Source organism: Pseudarthrobacter sp. rb, assembly GCF_056389225.1.
In genome coordinates this window covers 574,312-598,728 of the sequence record NZ_JBWJAR010000001.1, presented here as the reverse complement: position 1 = coordinate 598,728, position 24,417 = coordinate 574,312, and the positions used below count along the sequence as shown (strand labels likewise).

Here is a 24,417-nt window from a genome sequence, read left to right as displayed (position 1 = left end):
TTTGAAACCAGCTAAAAACACCAAACCACACCACAGGGGCGGCACGATTCGGCAAATTCAACCAATTACATACATAATCGGTATCAACAAACTTGGCACACTATTGAGTTCTCAAACAACAGACACATTCGAATATTCCCGGAACAAATTCAAAAGAGAATTTCTTTTCCGTATTTCTTCGCTGCGATGTTTTTATCTTATTTCATTCATATTCGCTTTTGCAAATCCGGTTGTTTTCCCGGAATTCACTCAGGGGAATGAATCCGCCCAGCAGAATGAGAAGCATTCTTCGTTCCATGCACCGCATGGCCGAGAATCGCTTCTCAATATCAGTTGGGGGTTTGTCACCACTCAGCGGCGGCGACTCAGAAAACAATACACGCCCCTCCGCGGCCGCGCAAATCGGCCGCTGAGGGGCGTGCAGGTGGTAGGTTGCGCTCCCGGGGTTACGGGACGAGTACCTCCACGGTGGCAAGGTTCTTCTTGCCCCTGCGCAGGAGCAGGTACTGGCCATGCAGGAGCTCCGACTCGGAGATCACAGCTTCAGGATCCGAGACTTTCTCGTTGTTCACGTAGGCTCCGCCTTCACCCACGGTCCGGCGCGCGGCGGACTTGCTTTCGGAAAGACCGGACGCCACCAGCAGGTCCACAATCCCCATCTCATCCACCTGCACCGTGGTGGAAGGAAGTTCGGAGGTTGCAGCCTGCAGGGTTGCCTTATCCAGGGCAGCCAAATCACCGTTGCCAAAGAGCGCCGCCGAAGCTGCGATGACCTTTTCGGTGGCGTCAACGCCGTGCACCAATGAGGTCACTTCAAAGGCAAGCTTCCGCTGCCCCTCCCGCGCGAACGGACGTTCCGCCACTGAAACGGCAATCTCTTCGATCTCGGCGCGGGTCAGGAACGTGAACACCTTGAGCCGGTCCACCACGTCCGCGTCCGCAGTGTTGAGCCAGAACTGGTAGAACGCATACGGGCTGCACATGCCGGCATCGAGCCAGATGGCGTTGCCCTCGCTCTTGCCGAACTTGGTTCCGTCAGAGTTGGTGATGAGCGGGGTCCCCAGCGCGTGGACGCTCTTGCCCTCCACCTTCCGGATCAGTTCCGTGCCGCTGGTGAGGTTGCCCCACTGGTCCGAGCCGCCGGTCTGCAGGACGCAGCCGTAGTCGCGGTAAAGCTGCAGGTAGTCCATGCCCTGCAGGATCTGGTAGCTGAACTCGGTGTAGCTGATGCCTTCATCCGAGTTCAGCCGGGATGCCACGGCGTCCTTGCGCAGCATGGTGCCCACGCGGAAGTGCTTGCCCACTTCGCGCAGGAAGTCGATGGCGCTCAGCGGCGCCGTCCAGTCCAGGTTGTTCACCATCCTGGCAGCGTTGTCCCCCTCGAAGCTGAGGAAGCGCTGCACCTGGGCCTGGAGGTAGCCAACCCACTCCGCCACCGTGTCCTTGGTGTTCAAGGTGCGTTCCGCCGTCGGACGCGGGTCCCCGATCATGCCGGTGGACCCACCCACCAGGCCGAGCGGCCTGTGCCCTGCAAGCTGAAGCCGCCGCATGACCAGGAGCTGGACCAGGTTACCCAGGTGCAGGCTCGGCGCGGTGGGGTCGAAGCCGCAATAGTACGTGACCGGCCCGTTGGCGAGGAGCTTTTCGAGCTCCGCTTCATCGGTGGAGACATGGACCAGCCCACGCCACTTCAGTTCCTGCCAAATGTTGGCGAAAGTGGGGTCGTTGCGCTGCGGTTCGAGGTTGTTCAGTTCTGGCACGCTTCCTAAGTTAGCAGTAACGCCGACGGCCCCGTCAGCCGGCAATACCGGCGGGCACGGGTTGCGCCGCAATCAGCCGCAGCCGTTGCGTGGCGCGGGTCATGGCCACGTAGAGGTCCCCCACTTTGCCGTGCTCGTGGTTGAGCATCACGGACGGTTCCAGGACCACGACGCCGTCGAACTCCAGGCCCTTTGCCTCACGCGGGCTGATGACCACGATGTCCTGCTCATAGCTGCCGGCCCCGGAGCCGATCCTGCGGCCGTATACGGCGCGGAGGGCCGCCGTTGCCTGGGGCAGGAGGTCACCGTCGGCAATCACGGCGAGCAGGCCGCCGTCGAGCGCCGCAAGCTCCTCCGGAAGGACCTCCACCAGCCGGTCCACGATGCCGCCGGCGGACACTTCGTCGATGATGGGGGCCCAGCGGCCCTCCCGGACAGCCTTGGGTGCGGAGACCACCAGGCCCGCGGCGTTGGCCATCCTGACGGCAGCCTCGGCGATCTGGGACGGGGTGCGGTAGTTGACGGTCAGCTCCTCCAGCTGCCAGCGGTCGCCGAACATCGGGGCCAGCGCCCCCTGCCAGGAATTGGCCCCGGCAACGGAACTGGTCTGGGCAATATCGCCCACGATGGTGAAGGACTTCAGCGGGCAGCGGCGCACCAGCAGACGCCACTGCATGGGCGAAAGTTCCTGGGCCTCATCCACCACGATGTGCCCGAAGGCCCACGTGCGGTCGCTCGTTGCGCGTTCGGCCGCCGTCTGCCGGGCCTCCTGCTCCCGGTTCTGCTCCGCCAGTTCTTCAGCGGACATCAATGGATCGACGCCGGCGGCCTCCATGTTGACCAGGGTCTGCTTTGCGTTGGCGAGGTCCCGGGCACGGTCGTGCTCCTGCTGGGCCAATCCGCGGCCTGCCGCCGGGTCCAGCTCACCGAGCAGCTCGGCGGCCTCATCCAGGAGCGGGACGTCGGACTCGGTCCACGGCGCATCGGCCGGGCGCTGCAGCAGCGCCCGCTCGGCCGGGGTCAGGTTCGGGGTGCAGAATTCCAGCACCTCCGGCTTGCTGAAGAGGTCGGAAATCAGCTTCTCCGGCGTCATGGGCATCCAGCACAGGTTCAGGGCGATCCGGACGTCGCGGGCGGTCCGGACGTCCTCGGCAAGGTACGAGCGGTCCGCGTTGTTGCCGATGTTTCCGGCTTCGACGAGTTCGGTCATCTGTTCCGTCAGTTCGCGCAGCAGGATCTTCACGAACGTCACGCGGGCCTCGTTGTACGGCTTGCCGGTGGCGCGGGCACGTTCGCGCGCGCGGCGCACCTGCCGGGGCGTGAGGGTGAGCTTGCGGCCGTCCACTTCGAGGATCCGGTTCTGGGCGGGGACGCGCATGCGGTTGGAAACGGCGTTGGCCACGATGGCGGCCATGTCCAGGCGCCCCTTGATGGCGGCGACGTCAGCATCTGTTTCCGGGACGGCGTGGATGCCGGGCATCAGGCGGCCAAGGCTGGCCATGACCACGCCGGTCTCGCCCAGCGAGGGCAGCACGCGTTCGATGTATTTCATGAACGACGACGACGGCCCCACCAGCAGCACGCCGGCACTTTTGAGGCGGTCACGGTGGGTATAGAGCAGGTAGGCGGCGCGGTGCAGGGCCACGGCGGTCTTGCCCGTGCCGGGGCCGCCCTGGACCACGACGGCGCCGGAGATGGAGGAGCGGATGATCCGGTCCTGCTCCGACTGGATGGTGCTGACGATGTCCGACATGCGGCCGGTCCGCTTGGAGTTCAGGGCAGCCAGCAGGGCACCTTCGCCCTGGAGCGACTCGTCGTCCGTGAGCATCCCGGCGTCCAGGACATCGTCCTCGATGGCCTTGACCTCGCGTCCCTGCAGGATCAGGTGCCGGCGGCGGCGGACGCCCTGCCGGTCAAAGGCCGTGGCCTGGTAGAAGTGCCCGGCCTCGGGGGCGCGCCAGTCCACCATGAGACGCTGCAGGTCCTCGGTGGTGAGGCCAATGCGGCCGATGTACTGCGCTTCGCCGGAGTCCAGGTCCAGGCGGCCAAAAACCAGCCGGTCATCCACGGCGTCCAGCTGCGCCAGGCGGTCCTCATACAGTGCGGCGAAAGCGTCCCGCTCCGAAACGTTCTGCATGGTGCCCACGGCTCCGGCACGACGGACCTGCGCCAGCTGGCGGCGCTTTTCCTCCCGGAGTTCCTCCAGCCGGGCGTACAGGCCGGCTACGTACTCCCGTTCGTGGGCCAATTCGGAGTCAAGCATTAACGTTCCCCTATCGCAAAAGACAGACCGTCCATTCTACAACCATTTCCGTTAACGCAGGTGAAACGTTGCATCCGGCCGGTGTTCCGCTGCCTGCTTCCGGGTCCGCGGCTTCGCTGCCTTGTATCTGGACACGGTGGGGTCGCCGGTGAGCCAGTACCGCCAGGCGTATTCGTCCGTGCCTCCGGCGCCGGCCACCCCCACCCGGGGACCGGAACTGACCGCGCCGGCGGGAGCGGACGGAAGTTCCAGCCGGAACGGCGGAGCCAGCGCATCCCGGCCGCTGTCCGCCGTCGTCAATCCCAGCGCTTTGGCAAGGCGTGCCGGCCCGCTGGCAAGGTCCGCAGGAGTTTTAGACGTCGGACGGCGCAGCCGGGCCAGCTCCAGCCCGTCCACCACTTCCCCTGCCCGGAGCAGCAGGGCGGACGCGACGCCGGCCGGACCGCACACGATGTTGGTGCAGTGGTGCATTCCATAGGTGAAGTAGACGTAGAGGTGGCCGGCGGGGCCGAACATGGGGGCGTTGCGGGGCGTGGGGCCGCGGTAGGTGTGGGAGCCGGGGTCGGGGTGCAGGGAGTCCTCGGGGCCCATATAGGCCTCCAACTCGGTGAGCCGGACGGAGACGGCACCGTCGCGGGACTCATGGGTCAGCACGGCACCGAGCAGCTTTGGTGCGAGTTCCCGGGCGTCCGCGGACAGGAATTCCCGCAGCAGTGCCATTGCCCCAGCGCTTTGGTTCATTACGTGACCTTACCCAGATCCCGCAGGTTTCATCCGCCACCGGAAAAGGGGTCCGGGGTGGTTCTGTGCGACCACGGCCATGTCCGATTTCCGCTAGAAGCAGTGGCCGGCGGCTGGCAGGATGGAGGCATGGACTTCTGGCAGCGCTACCGGGCAATCGATGCCCGTGATACCCGGTTCGACGGCCAGTTCTTCACGGCCGTCCGCACCACCGGGATCTACTGCCGGCCCTCCTGCCCCGCCCGGACCCCCAAGGCATCCAACGTCACGTTCTACGAGACGTCCGCCGCAGCGCACGAGGCAGGCTACCGCGCCTGCAAGCGCTGCCTGCCGGAGGCGGTCCCAGGCACCCCGGCCTGGAACGTGCGGCAGGACATCGCGGGGCGCGCGATGCGCCTGATCAACGATGGCGTGATCAACCGCGACGGCGTGGCGGGCCTGGCCGCCCGGCTGGGATATTCGCCGCGCCAGCTGAACCGGATCCTCGGCCAGGAGCTTGGCGCCGGTCCCCTGTCATTGGCCCGCGCCGCCAGGGCCCAGACGGCCCGCACCCTGCTGGTTTCAACATCGATGAAACTCGCCGACGTCGCCTTTGCGGCAGGCTTCAGCAGCGTCAGGCAGTTCAACGAGACCATCGCCGAGGTGTTCGATATGACGCCCACGGCGCTCAGGAGGACCGTCCGCCAGTCTGCGCCCGTCACCGGCGCCACAGCCCTGACCCTGGGCCTGCCCTACCGGCCGCCTTTCGATCCGGGCATCTTCTCCTTCCTGGCGGTCCGCGCCATCCCCGGAGTCGAGGACGGCACGCCCACTTCCTATGCCCGGACGCTGCGGCTCCCCCACGGCGACGCGCGCTTCAGGGTGGAGTACGACGACGGGGCCCGGGAACGGCCGTTGACCCTCACCATCGGCGCGGTGGACCTTCGCGACCTTCCGGCGCTGCTCAGCCGTGTCCGCAGGCTGTTCGACCTGGATGCGGACCCGGAAGCGATCGACGGCACGCTCGCCGCCGATCCCAGGCTTGCCGGCTCCGTTGACGCCGCACCGGGGATGCGCCTGCCGGGCGCGGTAGACCCGCAGGAACTGCTGATCCGGGCCATGGTGGGCCAGCAGATCACGGTGGCGGCCGCCAGGACAGCCTTGACCCAGCTGTCCGCGGCGGGCAGTCACGCCAGTGCACCCGGCGACGGCCTGGACCGCCTGTTTCCCACTCCGGCGGAAGTCGCAGCTGCAGGACACCTGCTTCGCGGACCAAAGCGCCGGACCGAGTCGCTGCTGCATGCTGCGGAGGCCATGGCCGGCGGCCGCCTGGACTTCGGCTACGGCGACGACCTCCCAAGCCTCACCGCGGCACTTTTGCCGCTCCCCGGCGTCGGGCCCTGGACGGTGGGGTACGTCGCCATGCGGGTCCTGGGCGCCCCGGACATTTTCCTTGCCAACGACGCCGCCGTGCGGAACGGGATCCGTGCCCTCGATAATGGAACCAACCACCTGAGCCCGGACTTCCGGGAGACCAGCCCGTGGCGCTCCTACGCCACCATGCATCTCTGGCGCGCTGCCGCCCGGCCCGCCGCAAGAACCACCATTCCCGCGAAAGGGACGCCATGAAAGCCCAACTGCTGCAGCTGTCCACGCCGGACGGTCCGTTTACTGTCCTTGCCCAGGATGGCGTGGTCCTTGCGTCCGGCTGGACGGCCGGCCTGGCCGAACTGACCGGCCAGGTCCATCCAGCGCTGCGGCCCGACGCCGTGGAAGAGGTAACGGATCTTGCCGGGATCTCCTCCGCCGTGGAGGCCTTCTATGCCGGTGACCCGGCCCCGGCCATGGCGGTGCCGGTCCGCCAGCAGTCCGGACCGTTCCGTGCCCACGCCTGGGATGTGCTGCGGCAGGTCAAGCCGGGCTCACCCGTCACCTACTCGGAGTACGCCGCCCTGGCCGGCAACCCGCGCGCCGTGCGGGCCGCCGCCAGTGCCTGCGCGTTCAACGCGGCTGCCCTGTTCGTGCCGTGCCACCGCGTCATCCGGACCGACGGCTCATTGGGCGGTTTCCGCTGGGGCCTGCGAGTCAAGGAGAGCCTGCTGGCCCGCGAGGCCGCCTGACCACTCCCTCCCCTGCCCCTGGGTTGCTCCATCACTTGTGGTCCCTAAAACCCCGGTTTAGGGACCACAAGTGATGGAGCAACGAATGGCTACTTCGGGTCGGGCATGGCCGACGGCCAGGGCAACAGGCCGGGAAGATCGGTGCCGTCCCCGGCGGCCGTGGCCCGCAGGCTGTCCAGCGACGGCTCCCGGCCCGCGAGCCACGCGGCGATGTCCGTCACCATCCCGCTGACGACGACGGTGCTGCCGCCGGTTCCGAGGGTCAGCGGCGGAAGTGCCACGGGCTGCAGCACCAGCCGGGTTTCCGCCGGCACGCGGGCGGCGAGGAAGTCGAAGAGGTGGGAGCAGAATGCCCTGTTCCAGGTCTCGGGTCCCGCGCCGGTGTCCAGGTCCGCGGTGTGGATGACCAGCTCGCGCCAGAGCGCCAAACCGGCGTCGAAGATCACGCCGTCGCGGAAGGCGATGCGCGTCGGCCATTCGTCCTCCCCCAGCCCATCGAAGGCCGCCAGTGCCCGCTGCACCGCGGCCGCCACGTCTTCCCGGTGCTCCTCCAGGCTGTGGCCGGCGGCAAGCTCGATGGCCCGGTTGCGGCCGTCCACGCCGCCGTCGTACAGCTCCACCGTCCTGCCGGACCGCCCGTATTCCACCTGGCGGGCCAGCGCGCCGCAGATGCCGGCGATGTGGGCCAGGAGATGGCCGCGGCTCCAGCCGGGAAGGGTGGAGGGATCCCTTTCGCCGCCGGCCGGAATCCGGTCCACCGCAGCGGTCAGCGCGTCCGCGGCCTTGTGCAGTTCGGCGAGGAGGGCGGCAGGGGAAGGTGAGGTCATGCGGCCAGCCTAGCCGAGCAGTCAGTCCAGCGGGCTTCCATCCCGCCCGACACGGTGGCGGACGTGCCGGCGGTCGTTGCTGGCCTGCCAGAACTCGATTTCGGCAGGCTCGAGGGCGTAGAGCTGCCAGTCCGGGTTGTCGCTGCCGTCGGCCCGGGGCCGCTCGTGCCAGTCGACGGCGGAGGCTTCGGCGGAAAGCTCAACCACGGTGCCCACCACACGGACCTGACGGCCCAGGCCCGGCCAATAGAAATTCATCGCCGCGCGCGGTGACTCCGACAGCTCGCGGCCCTTGCGGGAGGTGCGGGACGTGGCGAAGTGCCAGCCGTCGTCGTCAATGTTCTTCAGGATGAGCATCCGGGAAGAAGGCTGCGGGGCGTCCCCGTCCCCCGCACCTACCGTGGCCAGGCTGAAGGCGTGCGGCTGCTGCTCCCCCGCATCCAGTGCCTCGTCAAGCCACTGCTTGAAGAGCAACGCCGGGTCCTGCGGCGCGTTGGCCGGGTCGAAGCCGGGCAGGTCGGACGGGAAGTCGGGCAGGGTGCGAAGGAACTTGCGGAAGGTTTCGCTCATGGCCCCAGCCTAGCCACAGATGCCAAGGGCCCCGGGGGAACGTGCCCCGGGGCCCTGCCAACAATGTTTCCTACCCGGCGTACTCCCGCACACCGGCAAGCTCGCCTTCCAGCGCGGCCAGCTGGCGTTCGACGGCGGCCGGCGCCGTTCCGCCCTGGGAGTTCCGGCTGTTGAGCGAACCCTCCGTGGACAGCACGGTCCGGACCTCGGGGGTAAGGTGATCCGAGATCGCGGCGTACTCTTCGTCCGTCAGGTCCCACAGCTCAACGCCGCGGGACTCGGCCTGCTTCACGGCGGCACCGGACAACTCGTGGGCCTCGCGGAACGGCACGCCCTGGCGGACCAGCCACTCGGCGATGTCCGTGGCCAGCGCGAAGCCCTGCGGAGCCAGCGATTCCATCCGTTCCGTGTTGAACGTCAGGGTGGCGATCATGCCGGACACGGCCGGGAGCAGCAGCTCCAGGGTGTCGGCGGCGTCGAACACCGGCTCCTTGTCCTCCTGCAGGTCGCGGTTGTACGCCAGCGGCAGGCCCTTGAGCGTGGCCAGCAGCCCGGTGAGGTTGCCGATCAAACGCCCCGCCTTGCCGCGGGCCAGCTCGGCCACATCCGGGTTCTTCTTCTGCGGCATGATCGAGGACCCCGTGGAGTACGAATCATCCAGCGTGACGAAGGAGAACTCCTTGGTGGCCCAGAAGATGACTTCCTCGGAGATCCGGGACAGGTCCACGCCGATCATCGAGCAGACCCACGCGAACTCGGCGAAGACATCGCGGGAGGCGGTGCCGTCGATCGAGTTGTGCACGGCGGAGAAGAACCCGAGGTCCGCAGCCACTGCTTCCGGGTCCAGGCCCAGCGAGGAGCCGGCCAGTGCACCGGAACCGTAGGGCGAAACGCCGGCCCGCTTGTCCCAGTCCTGGAGCCGCTGCACGTCGCGCAGCAGGGCCCAGGCGTGGGCCAGGAGATGGTGGCTGAGCAGGACCGGCTGGGCGTGCTGCAGATGGGTGCGGCCCGGCATGGCGACACCGTGGTGCGCCTTGGCCTGCGCCACGAGCGCGTCCACGGTGGCCAGGACACCGCGGGCGATGATCCGGGCGTGGTCGCGCAGGAACATCCGGCCCAGGGTTGCCACCTGGTCGTTGCGGGACCGGCCTGCACGGAGCTTGCCGCCCAGCTGGGCACCGGCGCGCTCGATCAGCCCGCGTTCCAGCGAACCGTGCACGTCCTCATCGGACTCTGCCGGCAGGTAGGCGCCGGACGCCACGTCCTCGTCCAGCTGCGTCAGGGCCACGAGCATGCCTTCCAGCTCCGCGTCGTCCAACAGGCCGGCTTTGTGCAGCACGCGGGCATGCGCCTTGGAACCGGCGATGTCGTAGCGGGCCAGCCGCCAGTCGAAGTGCGTGGACTTGCTCAACGCCGCGAGGGCGTCCGCGGGGCCGCCGGCGAACCGGCCGCCCCACAGGGCACCTGCGTTGGTTGCCTCCGTTTTTTGCTCAGCCACGCGGGCTACTTCCCTGCGACGCGGATGTCGCGGCCGGAAGCAACCTTGGCGGACATGCCCCACAGCTCGATGAAGCCCTTGGCCTGGGACTGGTCGAAGGTGTCACCGGTGTCGTAGGTGGCCAGCGAGAAGTCGTACAGCGAGGTGTCGGAGCGGCGGCCGTTGACGATGGCCTGGCCGCCGTGCAGGGTCATGCGGATGTCGCCGGAGACGTACTTCTGGGTGTCCTCGATGAAGGCGTCCAGTGAGCGCTTCAGCGGGGAGAACCACTGGCCGTCGTAGACCAGCTCGGCCCAGCGCTGGCCAACGGTGGCCTTGAAGCGGGCCTGCTCGCGCTCGACGGTGATGTCCTCGAGGTGCTTGTGGGCGGTGATCAGCGCCATGGCGCCGGGGGCTTCGTAGATTTCGCGGGACTTGATGCCCACCAGGCGGTCCTCGACGACGTCGATGCGGCCGACGCCCTGTGCACCGGCGCGGCGGTTCAGTTCCTTGATGGCCTGCAGCGGGGTGACCTTGACACCGTCGATCGCGACGGGCACGCCGGCTTCAAAGGAGATGGTGACTTCATCCGGTGCCGGCGGGAACTCCGGGGTGGCGGTGTAGTCGTAGATGTCCTTGGTGGGGGCGTTCCAGATGTCCTCGAGGTAGCCGGTTTCGACGGCGCGTCCCCAGACGTTCTGGTCGATGGAGTACGGGTTCTTCTTGGTGGTCTCGATCGGCAGTCCCTTTTCCTCGGCGAAGGCGATGGCCTTGTCGCGGGTCAGGGCGAGGTCGCGGACCGGTGCGATGCACTTCAGGTCCGGGCCCAGGGTCTGGATGCCCACTTCGAAGCGGACCTGGTCGTTGCCCTTGCCGGTGCAGCCGTGCGCCACGGTGGTGGCACCGAATTCGCGGGCAGCCTTGACCAGGTGCTTGACGATGACCGGGCGGGAGATGGCGGACACCAACGGGTAGTGGCCCTGGTACAGGGCGTTGGCCTTCAGCGTGGGGACGCAGTATTCGTTGGCGAACTCGTCCGACGCGTCGGCCACGTAGGCCTCCACGGCGCCGCAGCCGAGGGCGCGCTGGCGGATGGTTTCCAGCGATTCGCCGCCCTGTCCGACGTCGACCGCCACGGCGATGACCTCGGCACCGGTGGCTTCACCGATCCAGCCGATGGCTACGGACGTGTCCAGGCCGCCGGAGTAGGCCAGCACAATGCGTTCAGTCACTTTAAATGCTCCTTGTTGGGGGTTGGTTGATTCGTTGTCTTCAAGCTTATTGCCCGGCTTCCTCAGCCAGTTGCAGGAAGCGGGCGGCGAGGTCCGGGCCACCCAGCGGGTCGCGGGAGACCAGCAGGACGGTATCGTCACCGGCGATGGTGCCCAGGATGGACGGCATCACCGAGTGGTCGATGGCCAGGGCCAGGAAGTTCGCGGCTCCGGGCGGCGTCCGGAGGACTGCGATGTTGGCGGACGCTTCGGCGGTAACCAGCAGTTCGCTGCACAGCCGGGCGAGTCGGGCATCCAGGATCTCCTGGGTGACACCGCTCTTGGCGCCCCGTTCGCCGCCCTCGCCGGGGACGGCGTACACCAGGACGCCCTCCTTCCCGCGGACGCGGACGGCCCCCAGTTCCACGAGGTCGCGGGACAGCGTGGCCTGGGTGACCTGGACGCCGTCGTCCGCCAGCAGCGCCGCAAGCTCCGCCTGGGAACGCACGGACTGCCCGGTGAGGATGGCGGTGATGCGCGCCTGCCGGGCGGTCTTGGTGGCGGGGCTGGTGCCCGGGGAGGACGGCTGGGCGGACACTAGAACGTGCTCTCCCCAGTGCCCTCGACGGGGGAAAGTCCGTCCACGAAGGCAAGGCCCGAGCGGTGCATCAGCCAGGCCATCAGCGCCTTCTGGGCGTGCAGCCGGTTTTCGGCTTCGTCCCAGACGATGGACTGCGGGCCGTCGATGACGTCGGCGGAGATTTCGTAGCCGCGGTAGGCGGGCAGGCAGTGAAGCACGACGGCGTCATCCGCGGCGAGTGCCATGGCGTCCGCGTCCACGGAGTAGTCCCGGAACAGCTGCATCCGGGCTTCCTTTTCGGCCTCCTGGCCCATGGACACCCAGGTGTCGGTGGCTACGACGTCTGCGCCCTGCAGCGCTTCCTTGGCGTCGGTGGTGATGAGCACGGAGCCGCCGGTTTCTGCCGCGCGCTCCTGGGCTGCCGCGACGATGCCCTCCGCGGGCAGGTAGCCCTCCGGCCCGGCGATCCGGACGTGCATTCCGGCCGTGACTCCGGCCAGCAGGTAGGAGTTGGCCATGTTGTTCGCGGAGTCGCCCAGGTAGCTCATGGTGAGCCCCTTGAGTTCGCCCTTGTGTTCCTTGACGGCGAGCAGGTCCGCGAGGAGCTGGCACGGGTGGTAGTCGTCGCACAGGGCGTTGATGACCGGGACCCTGGAGTTCTCCGCCATGGCCACCAGGCCTGCGTGCGCGCCGGTGCGCCACACGATGGTGGACACCATGCGTTCGAGGACCTTAGCGGTGTCCTCCACGGATTCCTTGTGGCCGATCTGGGCTTCACCCGGGTTGATAACCAAGGCGTTGCCACCCATGTCGGCAACGCCGGTGGCAAAGGACACGCGGGTCCGGGTGGAGGTCTTGTCGAAAATCACGGCCACGGTCTTGCGGCCGCTGCCTTCCGCGGCGTAGGGCTGCACGCTGTAGGGGGCCGCCTTCATGCGGGCGGCAAGTTCCAGCACCTCCGCCTGCTCGGCGGGGCTGAGGTCGGTGTCCTTGAGGAAGTGCCGGGTTGCGGTTGTCACTGGGCGTCCTTAGCTGCTTGGAGGATTGCCGGGAAAGCGGAGAGGAAGTCATCGGCCTGTGCCGTGGTGAGGATCAGCGGCGGGGCCAGGCGGATGGTGCGCGGACCCGGGCTGTTGACGATGAAGCCGGCGTCGAGGGCTGCCTGCACCACGGCCGGCGCGACGTCGGCGTCCAGGTCGAAGCCGATCAGCAGTCCTTCGCCGCGGACTTCGGTGACGCCGGGGATGGCCGCCAGCGCGGAGCGCAGGTGCTCCCCCACCGCCGCCGCGTTGGCCAGCACGTTCTGGCTTTCCAGGGCGTGGAGGGTGGCCAGGGCCGCCGCGGTCGCCACGGGATTTCCGCCGAAGGTGGTGCCGTGCTGGCCTGCGGAGAGCAACGACGACGTCTGCTCACCAAAGGTGAGCAGGGCGCCGATGGGGAAGCCCCCGCCCAGCCCCTTGGCCAGGGTGATGGCGTCGGGGACGATGCCCGCGTCCTCGCTGGCGAACCATTTGCCGGTCCGGCCGATGCCGGTCTGGACCTCGTCCAGGATGAGCAGGGCGCCCACTTTGCTGGTGGCCTCCCGCGCCGCCTTCAGGTATCCGGGCGGCAGCGGACGGACGCCTGCCTCGCCTTGGATGGGCTCCAGGAACACGGCGGCGACGGTGTCGTCCACTGCGGCCTCCAGCGCGGCGATGTCACCGAACGGGATGTGCACCACGCCGCCCGGCAGCGGCTCGAAGGGTGCACGGTAGGCTTCCTTGGCAGTGAGCGCCAGGGCCCCCATGGTCCGCCCGTGGAAGGCACCTTCGAGGGCAATGATCCGGGTCCGCTTGACCGGTCCGTCGCCGGTGTTGCGGCGCGCCAGCTTGAACGCTGCCTCGTTGGCCTCGGTGCCGGAGTTGCTGAAGAACACCTTGGAGCCGGCGGGCGCGTGGGCCAGTTCCAGGAGTTTCTCAGCCAGCGCCACCTGGGTGGGGCTGGTGAAGAAGTTGGAGACGTGGCCCAGGGTGGCCAGCTGGCTGGCGATGACTGACGTCACGAAGGGGTGGGCGTGGCCCAGGGCGTTCACGGCGATACCGCCGAGGAGGTCCAGGTATTCCTTGCCGTCGGCGTCCCAGACCAGGCAGCCGGCGCCGCGGACCAGGACCCGCTGCGGCGTGCCGAACACGTTCATCAGCGAGCTGGAGTAGCGGGAAAGCCACTCGGAGCCGGCGTGGCCGGTGGTTTCCACCAACTCATTCACTGATGATTTTTCCACGGTGTTCATCCGTTGATCTCCTCGTCCGGGACTACCTGGGTGCCGATGCCCGCCGTCGTAAATGTTTCAAGAAGCATGGAGTGGGGCAGGCGCCCGTCCACGATGTGTGCCTGTTCCACGCCTTCGTCGACGGCCTTAAGGCACGCGGCCATCTTGGGGATCATCCCTGACTCGAGGCGGGGCAGCATGGCCCGCAGCTCCGACGCCGTGAGCGAGGAAATCAGCGAGGACTTGTCCGGCCAGTTGGCGTAGAGGCCTTCCACGTCGGTCAGGATCACCAGCTTGGAAGCGCCAAGCGCCGAGGCGACCGCGGCCGCCGCGGTGTCGGCATTGACGTTCAGGACCTGGCCGGTGGGCTGGAACCGTGCGGTCCCCGGCACGCCCTCACCGCCGTCGACGATTTCCGGGGCCACCGTGGAAATCACGGGTATGCGGCCCGCGGCGAGGATGTCCATGATGCCGGCGGGGTCAACGCCTACCACCTCGCCCACCAGCCCGAGGTCCACTTCTTCGCCGTCCACCACGGTCCCGGTGCGGACGGCGCGGAGGAGGCCGCCGTCTTCGCCGGACATGCCGACGGCGTAGGGGCCGTGGGAGTTGATCAGGCCCACCAGTTCGCGTCCCACCTGGCCGGTGAGGACCATGCGGACCACGTCCATCGCCTCAGGGGTGGTGACCCGCAGGCCGCCCTTGAATTCGGATTCGATGCCAAGCCGGCCCAGCATGGAGTTGATCTGCGGGCCGCCGCCGTGCACCACCACGGGGTGGATGCCCACGTGGTGGAGGAAGACGATGTCCTCGGCGAAGGCACGCCGGAGTTCGTCATTGACCATGGCGTTGCCGCCGTATTTGATCACCATGGTGGTGCCGGCGAACCGCTGGATCCAGGGCAGTGCCTCGATCAGGGTTTCTGCCTTGTCCTGGGCAGCGGACATGCTGGTGGTTTCACGCGTCTGGGTGTTCATGTTGTCACTTTCCACAGCGGCTTGTGCCCGGCGGTTTTGCCGTGGCCGGAGCTCCTAGCTGGAGTAGGCGCTGTTTTCGTGCACGTAGTCGTGGGTGAGGTCGTTGGTCCAAATGGTGGCTTCGGCGTCGCCTGCCTGCAGGTCGATCTCCACCAGCACTTCGCGGGGTTCAAGGTCCACCAGGGAGCGGTCATCGCCGATGCTGCCGTTCCGGCAGATCTGGATGCCGTTCATGGCCACGTTGAGTTTGTCCGGCTCGAAGGCGGCGTCGGTGGTGCCCACGGCGGAGAGCACCCGGCCCCAGTTCGGGTCCTTGCCGAAGATGGCGGCCTTGAAGAGGTTGGAGCGGGCCACGGAGCGGCTGACCGTCTCGGCGTCGGCTTCACTGGCCGCGTTGAAGGTCCGGATGGCGATGTCGTGGCTGGCCCCCTCTGCATCAGCGATCAGTTTGCGTGCCAGCTCGGCGCAGACCTGCGTCAGCCCGGCACCAAACGCTTCCGCTGTGGGCACCGCACCGGAGGCTCCCGACGCGAGCAGAACCACGGTGTCGTTGGTGGACATGCAGCCGTCCGAGTCGGCGCGGTCAAAGGTGACGCGGGTGGCATCGCGGAGGACGACGTCGAGCATTTCGGGCTGCACGTCGGCGTCCGTGGTGAGCACCACCAGCATGGTGGCCAGGCCCGGGGCCAGCATGCCGGCTCCCTTGGCGATGCCGCCAATGCTGAACTCCTGGCCGTCGGCGTCGGTGCCGATGAAGAGCGCCGACTTGGGCACGCTGTCCGTGGTCATGATGGCGGTGCCGGCGGCCGGACCGCCGTCCGTGCTCAGCGCCGACGCGGCAGCCTCCACCCCCGGCAGGATCTTGTCCATGGGCAGCTGCTCGCCGATCAGGCCCGTGGAGCAGACGAAGACGTCGGTGGCCGAGATCCCCAGAACCTTCGCCACTTTTTCCGCTGTGCTGTGGGTGTTCTGGAACCCGGTGGGGCCGGTGCAGGCGTTGGCGCCGCCGGAGTTGAGGATGACGGCGTCCAACCGGCCGTCGGAGACCACCTGGCGGGACCAGTGCACGGGGGCTGCTGCCACCCGGTTGCTGGTGAACACGGCGGCTGCGGCCTTGGAGGGGCCGTCGTTGACGACGAGGGCGAGGTCCGGATTGCCGGAGGCCTTGAGTCCGGCAGTGACGCCGGCGGCCCGGAATCCCTGGGGTGCGGTGATGGTCACGGGGCTACTCCCTGCAGGTTGAGGCCGGCGGTTTCCGGCAGGCCGAGTGCGATGTTCATGGACTGCACGGCGCCGCCGGCAGTGCCCTTGGTGAGGTTGTCGATGACGCAGGTGACGATGACCCGGCCGGTGTGGGCGTCGAAGGCCAGCTGCATGGCGGCATGGTTGGAGCTCTGGACCGATTTGGTCGTGGGCCACTGGCCTTCCGGCAGCAGGTGGACGAACGGCTCATCCTCGTACGCCTCGGCCCAGGCCAGGCGCAGCTCCGCGGCCGTTGTGCCGGCTTTGACCTTTGCCGTGGCGGTGGTGAGGATGCCGCGGCTCATCGGCGCAAGGGTGGGCGTGAAGGATACGGTGACCTGCTCCCCCGCCGCGTTGGACAGGCCCTGCTCGATTTCAGGGGTGTGCCGGTGGCCGCCGCCTACGCCGTAGGGGCTCATGGAGCCCATGACCTCCGAACCGATCAGGTTGACTTTGGCGGCCTTGCCCGCGCCTGAGGTGCCGGACGCGGAAACGATCACGACGTCGTCGGGCTCCAGCAGGTGCGCGGCGAATCCGGGGGCCAGGGCCAGCAGGGCGGACGTTGGGTAGCAGCCGGGAACGGCGATGCGCTTGGCTCCCTTGAGGGCCTCGCGCTGGCCGGGGAGCTCGGGAAGTCCGTAGGGCCAGGTGCCGGCGTGGGCGGAGCCGTAGAACTTTTCCCAGGCCGCGGGATCTTCGAGGCGGTGGTCGGCTCCGGCGTCGATGACCACGGTCCCTTCCGGCAGCTGGGCGGCGATCCCGGCGGACGCACCATGGGGCAGCGCGAGGAACACGACGTCGTGTCCGGAGAGGTTTTCCACCGTGGTGTCCTCGAGGATGCGGCTGGCCAGCCCGTGCAGGTGGGGCTGCAGTTCACCGAGGCGGGAACCGGCGTTGCTGTGGGCTGTGATGGCGCCGATGGTCACACCGGGGTGCCCGGCAAGGAGGCGGAGGACTTCTCCCCCGGCGTAGCCGCTGGCTCCCGAAACCGCAACAGAAATAGTCATGCTCCGACTATACAGCAATAGTTATGCATTGGTACTGATAATTATGCATTCGACGCGTCCGGGCGCCGCGGCACTTGTCGTGCCGCACGGGAGTGTCCCTAGGATGGTTTCGGCAGCCGGGGCCGGAGACGCCGGGACCCGCGAAAGGAGAGCCATGACGCACGCAATCGTCGCACGGCAGGCAGGCGGACCGGAAGTCCTTGAGTACACGGAGGCGGAGCCCCCCGTTCCGGGCCCGGGGCAGCTGCTGGTCAAGGTCGGGGCGGCCGGCGTCAACTTCATCGACACCTACAAGCGCAGCGGCACGTACAAAGTCTCCTACCCCTTCACTCCCGGTTCGGAGGCCGCGGGCACGGTGGAGGCAGTGGGCGAGGGCGTGACCGGCTTCGCCGTGGGCAGTCGGGTAGCTACCGCTGAAGGCATCAGCTGCTACGCGGACTACGCCCTGGTGGATGAGGATGCCGCACTGCCGGTACCGAAAGGCCTGGATGTTTTCACTGCAGCAGCGCTCCCCCTGCAGGGCGTCACCGCCCACTACCTGATGAATTCCACCTTCAAGGTGGAGCCCGGCCACAAGGTCCTGCTGCACGCGGGCGCCGGCGGCGTGGGGCTGCTGCTGATCCAGCTGCTCAAGGCACGGGGCGCGGAAGTCTTAACCACCGTCTCCACCGACGAAAAGGAACAGCTTGCGCTCGACGCCGGCGCGGACCACGTGCTGCGCTACGACGGCTTCGCGAAGCGGGTCAGGGACATCACCAGCGGAACCGGCGTCGACGTCGTCTACGACGGCGTGGGGAAGGATACGTTCGACGGCTCGTTGTCCGCTTTGCGTGTCAGGGGGATGCTGGTGCTGTTCGGGGCGGCTTCCGGGCCCGTCCCGCCGTTTGACCCGCAGCGCCTCAACGCCGCCGGCTCCCTGTTCCTGACGCGCCCCACCATGGGCCACTACCTGCGGGACGCGGTTGAGCGGCGCTGGCGCTCGGACGAGGTGTTCGCCGCCGCGGCCGACGGCAGCCTGAAGGTCCGGATCGGGGCGCGCTACCCGCTCAGCCAGGCCGGGCAGGCGCACCGCGACCTCGAGGGCCGCAAGACCACGGGGAAGGTTCTCCTGGTTCCCTGATGCAGGGTCGCCAGCCAACAAAGACAGTCCCCGCAACCATTGCAGGTTGCGGGGACTTTTGGCTTCCGGAAGCGCCCAGCTAGCGCTGGACAGCTCCGAAGCGTTCGGCGGCCAGCGCGACTGCGGCTCCACGCGCCGCCGAGGCCTCGTCAGCGGTCAGGGTGCGGTCGGCGGCCCGGAACCGGAGCCCGAAGGCCAGCGACTTCTTGCCTTCTTCGATGCCTTTGCCGGCGTAAACGTCGAACAGGGCCACGTCTTCCAGCAGTTCTCCGGCGCCTTCACGCAGGGCGGCAAGGACCTCGTCTGCCGGCACGTCGGCGGGGACCACGAGCGCCACGTCCTGGGTGGCCACCGGGAACGTGGAAATGTGGCGGGCCACAATCACGTCCGGTGCGGCTTCGAACAGGGCATCGGCGTCAAGTTCCAGTGCCACCGAACGGGCGGGCATGTCCGAGGCGGCCAGCAGCTTGGGGTGCAGTTCGCCGGCGTAGCCAACGGTCTCCCCCGTGCGCAGCGCCAGCCGGGCGGTGCGGCCGGGGTGGAACGCCTGGTGGCTGCCCTGGCTGACCACCAGGTCAACGCCCAGCACGTCGCCGGCAAGCCGGGCCACGTCCAGTGCGTCGGCCCAGTCCCACGCACGGGGCGTGTGGGACGCGGCGGCCGGGGAATCGTGGCCGGTGAAGACTGCCGCGATGTGGAATGGCTGGTTGGGGACGCCGTCGTACAGTGCGTCAAGGACCTCGTCGGCAGGCTTGGCGCCCAGCGGCGGGATGGAGGCTGTGCCCACTGTCCCCCCGGGCAGGAACACCAGGCCGGATTCGAACAGGGCCAGGTCCCGGAAGCCACGGGAGTGGTTGCGCTTGGCCACCTCGATCAGGCCGGGCAGGATGGACGTGCGCAGGTAGCCGTGCTCCTCGCTGATCGGGTTGGCCAGCTTGAGGGCGGTCCGCGCCCCTCCTTCATCAGCCACGCCGAAGGTGTCGTTGGCCGCCTTGGACACGAAGGGGTAGGAGAGGACCTCGGTGAGTCCGGCGTCCGCCAGGCCCTGGATCAGGCGGCGGCGCTGCTGCTGGACGCGCGTCAGTCCACGGCCCGGAGGGGCGACCGGCAGGGTGGCGGGGATCTTGTCGTAGCCCACCAGGCGGGCGATTTCCTCGGTCAGGTCTTCCTTGGTCTCCAGGTCGCTCCGCCAGCTCGGCGGCGTAACCGTCCACCCGGCGTCGTGCTTTACCACCACGGCGCCCAGGTCCTCAAGCGAGGTGACGATCTGCTGCCCGGTGAAGTCGATGCCGATCCGTGCGGCGGCGAAGCCCGCCGGCAAGTCGATGGTGACGGTGTCCGGGGCGGTCCCGACGTCGGTTCCCGCTTCGTCAGCGGTGCCGCCGGCCAGTTCCACCAGGAGGTCAACCACGCGCTGGGCGGCGACGCCTGCCACCTTCCAGTCCACGCCCCGCTCGAAGCGCTTGGACGCCTCGGACGGCAGCTTGTGCCTGCGCCGGGAGCGGCCGATGGACACGTCGTCAAAGTGCGCCGCCTCAACCAGGATGTTCGACGTCGAGTCGCTCACCTCGGTGGCGGCACCGCCCATGACACCTGCGATGCCGATGGCGCCGGAGTCGTCCGTGATGAGCAGGTCCTCGGCGTCAAGGGTGCGTTCCTTGCCGTCCAGGGTGGTGATCTTCTCCCCTGCGGAGGCGCGGCGCACCACGATGTCGCCGGAGAGCTTGTCCAGGTCATAGCAGTGCGTGGGCTGGCCCAGTTCGAGCATGACGTAGTTGGAGATGTCCACCGGCAGCGAGATGGAGCGGATGCCGGCGAGCCGGAGCCGGGAGACCATCCATGGCGGGGTGGGCCGGGTGGCGTCCACGCCCCTGACGGTGCGGGCCACGAACCGGTCGCAGCCGGCCTTGCCGTAGATGGGCGCGTCGTCGTTGAGCTTGACGCCGTAGCCGCCGGAAAGTTCGGCCGGTGCCTGGACCCTGGATGCGGGATCCGTGAAGGCGGTCCCGGTGGCGTGCGCGTATTCGCGGGCCACGCCGCGGATGGAGAAGGCGTAGCCGCGGTCCGGGGTGACGTTGATTTCGGCAGCCTGGTCGTACAGGCCCAGGAGCTCCATGGCGTCGGTGCCCACCTCGGGGTCCAGCCCGATGCGGGACAGCACCAGGATGCCGTCATGGTCCTCGCCGATGCCCAGTTCGCGGACCGAGGCGATCATGCCGGCGGACAGGTGGCCATACGTCTTGCGGGCGGAGATGCGGAAGTCGCCGGGCAGCACGGCGCCCGGAAGCGTGACCACCACTTTGTCGCCCTCAACGAAGTTGTGCGCTCCGCAGATGATGCCCTGGACGCCGGACGGGTCGATTCCGTCTCCGGTGAGGGTCTGTTCCTTGCCTTCGGGGACAACGCGGACCTGGCACCAGTTGATGGTCTTGCCGTTGGTCTGCGGTTCCTTGACCAGGCTCAGGACCTGGCCCACCACCACGGGGCCCTGGAGGGTGTCCGTGGGACGGTGGACGGCTTCTTCTTCAAAGCCGACCTTGACCAGTTCTTCCATGACGTCTTCGGCCGTTGCTCCGGCCGGTACTGCTGCGAATTCCCGCAGCCAGGAAAGTGGGATACGCACTGTTAGATCTCCATCCCGAAGTGCTCGCTGAACCGTACATCGCCTTCGATCATGTCGCGCATGTCGGCAACCTCGTTGCGGAACATGAGGGTGCGCTCGATGCCCATGCCGAAGGCAAAACCTGAATAGACGTCCGGGTCGATGCCCGCGGCGCGCAGGACATTGGGGTTGACCATGCCACAGCCGCCCCACTCGATCCAGGCCGGGCCGCCCTTGGCGCCGGGGTGGAAGATGTCCAGCTCGGCGGAGGGCTCGGTGAACGGGAAGTAGTTGGGGCGCAGCCGGATCTGGGCTTCGTCGCCGAACATCTGCCGGGCGAAGTGCTCCAGGGTGCCGCGCAAGTCCGCCATGGACAGACCCTTGTCGATGGCCAGGCCTTCGAACTGGTGGAACACCGGGGTGTGGGTGGCGTCCAGCTCATCAGTGCGGAACACCTTGCCGGGGCACAGCACGTAAATGGGCACCTCGCGCTCCAGCATGGAACGGACCTGCACCGGGGAAGTGTGGGTGCGCATCAGCAGATGCGCTTCGGGCGGCTCCACGAAGAACGTGTCCTGCATTTCGCGGGCAGGGTGGTCCGGCTTGAAGTTCAGGGCATCGAAGTTGAACCACTCGGATTCCACCTCGGGGCCCTCCGCGATCTCCCAGCCCATTCCCACGAAGATGTCCGCCACGCGGTCCTGCAGGGTGGACAGCGGGTGCCGCGCACCGGCGCGGCGGCGGCGGGGGGCAGCGGTGACGTCCACGGTCTCCTCCACCAGGATCCGGGCGTCATTCTCGGCTTCGAGCACCGCGGCCCGCTCGGCGAGCGCCTTGTTGACCCGGCCGCGGGAAGCACCCATCAGCTTTCCGGCGAGCGCCTTCTGGTCCTTGGGCAGGCGGCCGATTTCCCGGTTGGCCAAGCTGAGCGGGGATTTCTCGCCGCTGTGGGCGAGCCGCACCGCCTTCAGCTCGTCAAGGGTGGCCGCACCGGCGATGGCGGTGATGGCCTGGTCTACAGCGGCGTTGATGGCGGCCTCATCCGTGGGGTTCGGGATGGCGGCGCCCGGCAAAGTTTCAGTCATCTACTGTTCTTAGCTACGAGTCGTGGCTGCCTGCGGCCGGGGCAGCCCTGCGCGGTTTCCCGCCCGGTGCCTCCGTCGCTGGCAGGTCATGGATGAATGCGCTGAACGTCAGTGTCATTCAATGACCAGGTCAGGGCTCGCCGGCAGGACCGGCGGCCACTGCCCTCCAGTCTAGTAGAACCCTCCGGTTACCATGGCCTCATGACTTTGCGGCAGCACGCGGGTTCGGTGAATGGCCCGACGACGGCCCAGCGGCTCAGGCGGGCAGCAAACCTCCTCAACGGGAGCACCCTGGCCGGGCTCGCCGTCGCCTTGGCCGCCCGGACCCGGATCAGCCGGGGGCCGCGCGGGCTGATCATTGCGGCCGGCTACCGCTGGCGGCTGCCTTTCGCGGGCGCCTACACCCTGGGCAACGTGGTGCTGTGCCGCAGCACGGCTGCGGACCTGCTGTCCCGGCCTGCGCTCCTGGGACACGAGGAACGGCATTGCAGCCAGTACGCGTGGTGCCTGGGGCTGCCCTTCATCCTCTTGTACCTGGCAGCGGCCGGCTGGTCCGTGCTGCGCACCGGCAATCCGGGGACAGCAAACATCTTCGAGCGGCGGGCAGGCCTTGCCGCCGGCGGCTACCCACTCCGGGCGGCGAGGCAGCCGTGACAGGCCAGGACCAGCAGGGCCGCCGGGATTCTGGGACCATCACCGCCACGGGGACTGGATGGGCAGAAGCCGCGCCGGACCTGATGCTTGTCTCCATAGGCGTGGAGTGCCGCGCCGAATCGGTGGGTGAAGCCTACGCGGCCGCGGGCAAAGACCTGGCGGCAGTTGGCTCGGCCCTCCGCAGCCGGGGCGTTGCCCCGGACGATATCCGCTCGGCCGGGCTGGCCGTCCGCGCCGACCTCGCCTGGCGGGACGGTGAGGGTCAGCAACTTGTGGGCTACATCGCCTCCAGCAGCCTCGCGGTCAGGCTGCGGGACCTCGGCAGCGCGGCCGGCACCGTTTCCGCAGCCGTCCACACTGCCGGGGACAATGTCCGCCTCAACAGCCTGCAGCTGGTCCTTTCGGACGACTCAGTGGTCCGGGCACAGGCCCGTGACGCGGCATGGCAGGACGCGCTCAGTTCCGCTGCGCAGTATGCCGCATTGGCTTCGGCCGGCCTGGGCAGTGTCCTGTCCGTCACCGACCAACGCCCGGCGCCGGGACCGGTGCCGCTTGCCGGGCTGCAGCGGGCATCCGCCACGGAAGGTCCACAGGTTGAACCGGGCCTGAACCGGGTGGAGGCAGCTGTCACCGTCACATGGGAACTGCGGCCCTAGCCCCTTCGGTGCCTGCAGCGGTGGCCGCCGCGTCGAGGCGCTGTTTCGACTGGACGGGACTGCGTGGCGCCTTGACTTAAATTCGAACATGTTTTCGAATGGTCCCATGAGATGGGAAGCGCAAGCACTGGTGCCCACGCCGGACAACGCGGTAGGACCCGGCCCCGCGCTGCTTCCGCTGGCCGGGCTGGTCCGCTCCGTCACCACCCCCGAGTTCGCCGGGATCACGTTCCACGAGGTCACCGCAAAATCGGTGCTCAACAGGGTCCCGGCGGGATCGAAGATGCCTTTCGAGTGGACAGTGAATCCCTACCGCGGCTGCAGCCACGCCTGCGTCTACTGCTTTGCCCGCAAGAGCCACACCTACCTGGACTTCGACGCCGGCATGGACTTCGACAGCCAGGTGGTGGTGAAGGTCAACGCCGCGGAAGTCCTCCGGAAGGAACTGAACAAGGCCTCATGGACGCGCCAGCAGGTGGCGCTGGGCACCAACACCGACCCCTACCAGCGGGCCGAGGGCAGGTACCGGCTCATGCCTGGCATCATCAATGCCCTGGCGGAGTCCGGCACTCCCCTGTCCATCCTCACCAAAGGGACCCTGCTGGCACGGGACATCCCGCTGCTCAAGAGTGCTGCCGCACAGGTGCCGGTAGGGCTTGGGATTTCCCTGGCCATGACCGCCGAAGCCCTCTCCGAGGCCATCGAGCCCGGCACCCCGGGTCCCAGGGCCCGGCTCAAACTGGTGTCCCGGCTGCGCGAGGCCGGGCTGCCCTGCGGCGTCATGGCGATGCCCATCCTGCCGTGGCTCTCCGACAGCGACGAAGCCCTGGATGCGCTGTTCGGTTCCCTGGCGGCTGCCGGCGCGACCGGAGTCAGTGCGGGCGCGCTGTACCTGAAGCCGGGCACCAGGGAATGGTTCATGAAGTGGATCGCCGCCAACCATCCCGAACTGGCCGGCCGCTACCGGCGGCTCTACGGGACCGGCTCCTACGCGTCCAAGGAATACCGGACGTGGCTTGCGGGCAAGGTCCGCTATTTCAAGGCACGCCACGGCTTTTCGCATTCCTCCGGTTTCAGCCACCGGGACCTCAACAACTCCGATCCCAACAGCCGCAGCCTCAACAACCGGGACGTGGATGATCCACGCGCCGAGGAAGCGGAGTACCCGGCGGGGATCATTCCCACCGCGGTTACCGGAACATCCCCAGCCGGCTCCCCGGCAGCGTCCTCTTCGGCGTCCCGCCCCGCGGTGCAGGAATCGCTCTTTTAACCGTTCGCAGGTCTAAGCGTCCGCTGGG

At 68.0% G+C, this 24,417-nt stretch carries 21 protein-coding genes; 6 read left to right on the top strand and 15 right to left on the bottom strand.

The genetic code is table 11. The features are described 5' to 3' along the window. Positions 1-446 precede the first annotated feature (446 nt). From tyrS to ACWRN3_RS02655, 3 genes are read right to left on the bottom strand one after another with little or no spacing between them, the layout of a single operon-like run. A complete protein-coding gene (tyrS, locus tag ACWRN3_RS02665) occupies positions 447-1,760 on the bottom strand; it encodes a tyrosine--tRNA ligase (RefSeq protein ID WP_255175087.1) in 1,314 nt (437 codons plus the stop codon). A gap of 34 nt (positions 1,761-1,794) precedes the next feature. Next, positions 1,795-4,023 carry a HelD family protein gene (locus ACWRN3_RS02660; protein ID WP_476739805.1) on the bottom strand — a complete coding sequence of 743 codons (2,229 nt, stop codon included), beginning with the start codon at positions 4,021-4,023 and terminating at the stop codon, positions 1,795-1,797. Between the two features lie 51 nt (positions 4,024-4,074). Further along, positions 4,075-4,764 carry a DNA-3-methyladenine glycosylase gene (locus tag ACWRN3_RS02655; RefSeq protein ID WP_324644724.1) on the bottom strand — a complete coding sequence of 230 codons (690 nt, stop codon included), beginning with the start codon at positions 4,762-4,764 and terminating at the stop codon, positions 4,075-4,077. Between the two features lie 129 nt (positions 4,765-4,893). Here ACWRN3_RS02655 and ACWRN3_RS02650 point away from each other — a divergent pair, with 129 nt between their 5' ends. Together ACWRN3_RS02650 and ACWRN3_RS02645 are read left to right on the top strand one after the other, a co-directional pair. Continuing rightward, the gene (locus ACWRN3_RS02650) at positions 4,894-6,372 is read left to right on the top strand and encodes an AlkA N-terminal domain-containing protein (RefSeq protein WP_324644723.1); all 1,479 of its coding nucleotides are present in this window, start codon (positions 4,894-4,896) and stop codon (positions 6,370-6,372) included. Next, complete coding sequence (locus ACWRN3_RS02645) at positions 6,369-6,863, top strand: methylated-DNA--[protein]-cysteine S-methyltransferase (RefSeq protein ID WP_324644722.1); 495 nt, start codon at positions 6,369-6,371, stop codon at positions 6,861-6,863. Before ACWRN3_RS02650 ends, ACWRN3_RS02645 begins: the two co-directional genes overlap by 4 nt. Positions 6,864-6,952: 89 nt before the next feature. Here ACWRN3_RS02645 and ACWRN3_RS02640 read toward each other — a convergent pair whose 3' ends face one another. From ACWRN3_RS02640 to argC, 10 genes are all read right to left on the bottom strand, one after another. After that, positions 6,953-7,690, bottom strand: coding sequence for a maleylpyruvate isomerase family mycothiol-dependent enzyme (locus ACWRN3_RS02640; protein WP_476739804.1), 738 nt, complete (start codon positions 7,688-7,690; stop codon positions 6,953-6,955). 21 nt (positions 7,691-7,711) lie between these two features. Next, a complete protein-coding gene (locus ACWRN3_RS02635) occupies positions 7,712-8,260 on the bottom strand; it encodes a pyridoxine/pyridoxamine 5'-phosphate oxidase (protein WP_476739803.1) in 549 nt (182 codons plus the stop codon). A 70-nt stretch (positions 8,261-8,330) separates the two neighbouring features. After that, on the bottom strand, positions 8,331-9,758 hold the full coding sequence (gene argH, locus ACWRN3_RS02630; protein ID WP_476739802.1) for an argininosuccinate lyase: 1,428 nt from the start codon (positions 9,756-9,758) through the stop codon (positions 8,331-8,333). A 5-nt stretch (positions 9,759-9,763) separates the two neighbouring features. Further along, positions 9,764-10,969 carry an argininosuccinate synthase gene (locus ACWRN3_RS02625; protein WP_056338239.1) on the bottom strand — a complete coding sequence of 402 codons (1,206 nt, stop codon included), beginning with the start codon at positions 10,967-10,969 and terminating at the stop codon, positions 9,764-9,766. 46 nt (positions 10,970-11,015) lie between these two features. Continuing rightward, complete coding sequence (locus ACWRN3_RS02620) at positions 11,016-11,546, bottom strand: arginine repressor (protein ID WP_159632296.1); 531 nt, start codon at positions 11,544-11,546, stop codon at positions 11,016-11,018. Then, a complete protein-coding gene (gene argF, locus ACWRN3_RS02615) occupies positions 11,546-12,547 on the bottom strand; it encodes an ornithine carbamoyltransferase (protein ID WP_476739801.1) in 1,002 nt (333 codons plus the stop codon). The genes ACWRN3_RS02620 and argF overlap by 1 nt, the downstream gene beginning before the upstream one ends. After that, positions 12,544-13,797 (bottom strand): acetylornithine transaminase, encoded by a 1,254-nt coding sequence (locus ACWRN3_RS02610; protein ID WP_476739800.1) that lies wholly within the window; start codon positions 13,795-13,797, stop codon positions 12,544-12,546. Before ACWRN3_RS02610 ends, argF begins: the two co-directional genes overlap by 4 nt. Next, positions 13,794-14,753, bottom strand: a complete 960-nt coding sequence (gene argB, locus ACWRN3_RS02605) for an acetylglutamate kinase (RefSeq protein WP_324644718.1) — start codon at positions 14,751-14,753, stop codon at positions 13,794-13,796. The genes ACWRN3_RS02610 and argB overlap by 4 nt, the downstream gene beginning before the upstream one ends. Positions 14,754-14,807: 54 nt before the next feature. Beyond that, the gene (gene argJ, locus ACWRN3_RS02600) at positions 14,808-15,974 is read right to left on the bottom strand and encodes a bifunctional glutamate N-acetyltransferase/amino-acid acetyltransferase ArgJ (protein WP_476739799.1); all 1,167 of its coding nucleotides are present in this window, start codon (positions 15,972-15,974) and stop codon (positions 14,808-14,810) included. Continuing rightward, entirely contained in the window at positions 15,971-17,002 is a 1,032-nt protein-coding gene (gene argC / locus ACWRN3_RS02595; RefSeq protein WP_476739798.1) for an N-acetyl-gamma-glutamyl-phosphate reductase, read from the bottom strand. Before argC ends, argJ begins: the two co-directional genes overlap by 4 nt. Positions 17,003-17,156: 154 nt before the next feature. Between argC and ACWRN3_RS02590 the strand changes: the two genes are divergently transcribed. Beyond that, the gene (locus ACWRN3_RS02590; protein WP_476739797.1) at positions 17,157-18,122 is read left to right on the top strand and encodes a quinone oxidoreductase family protein; all 966 of its coding nucleotides are present in this window, start codon (positions 17,157-17,159) and stop codon (positions 18,120-18,122) included. 79 nt (positions 18,123-18,201) lie between these two features. On the opposite strand, the gene pheT is transcribed toward ACWRN3_RS02590, so the two are convergent. Both pheT and pheS read right to left on the bottom strand, forming a co-directional pair. Further along, complete coding sequence (gene pheT, locus ACWRN3_RS02585; protein ID WP_476739796.1) at positions 18,202-20,745, bottom strand: phenylalanine--tRNA ligase subunit beta; 2,544 nt, start codon at positions 20,743-20,745, stop codon at positions 18,202-18,204. Between the two features lie 2 nt (positions 20,746-20,747). Beyond that, positions 20,748-21,809, bottom strand: a complete 1,062-nt coding sequence (gene pheS / locus ACWRN3_RS02580; protein ID WP_476739795.1) for a phenylalanine--tRNA ligase subunit alpha — start codon at positions 21,807-21,809, stop codon at positions 20,748-20,750. 201 nt (positions 21,810-22,010) lie between these two features. On the opposite strand from pheS, the gene ACWRN3_RS02575 reads away from it, so the two are divergent. The 3 genes from ACWRN3_RS02575 to ACWRN3_RS02565 all read left to right on the top strand — a co-directional run bounded on the left by ACWRN3_RS02575 (position 22,011) and on the right by ACWRN3_RS02565 (position 24,389). Then, the gene (locus tag ACWRN3_RS02575) at positions 22,011-22,463 is read left to right on the top strand and encodes a hypothetical protein (protein WP_476739794.1); all 453 of its coding nucleotides are present in this window, start codon (positions 22,011-22,013) and stop codon (positions 22,461-22,463) included. After that, the gene (locus tag ACWRN3_RS02570) at positions 22,460-23,119 is read left to right on the top strand and encodes an SIMPL domain-containing protein (protein ID WP_476739793.1); all 660 of its coding nucleotides are present in this window, start codon (positions 22,460-22,462) and stop codon (positions 23,117-23,119) included. The genes ACWRN3_RS02575 and ACWRN3_RS02570 overlap by 4 nt, the downstream gene beginning before the upstream one ends. 106 nt (positions 23,120-23,225) lie before the next feature. Further along, positions 23,226-24,389, top strand: coding sequence for an Rv2578c family radical SAM protein (locus ACWRN3_RS02565; RefSeq protein WP_476739792.1), 1,164 nt, complete (start codon positions 23,226-23,228; stop codon positions 24,387-24,389). The last annotated feature ends 28 nt before the right edge of the window (positions 24,390-24,417 follow it).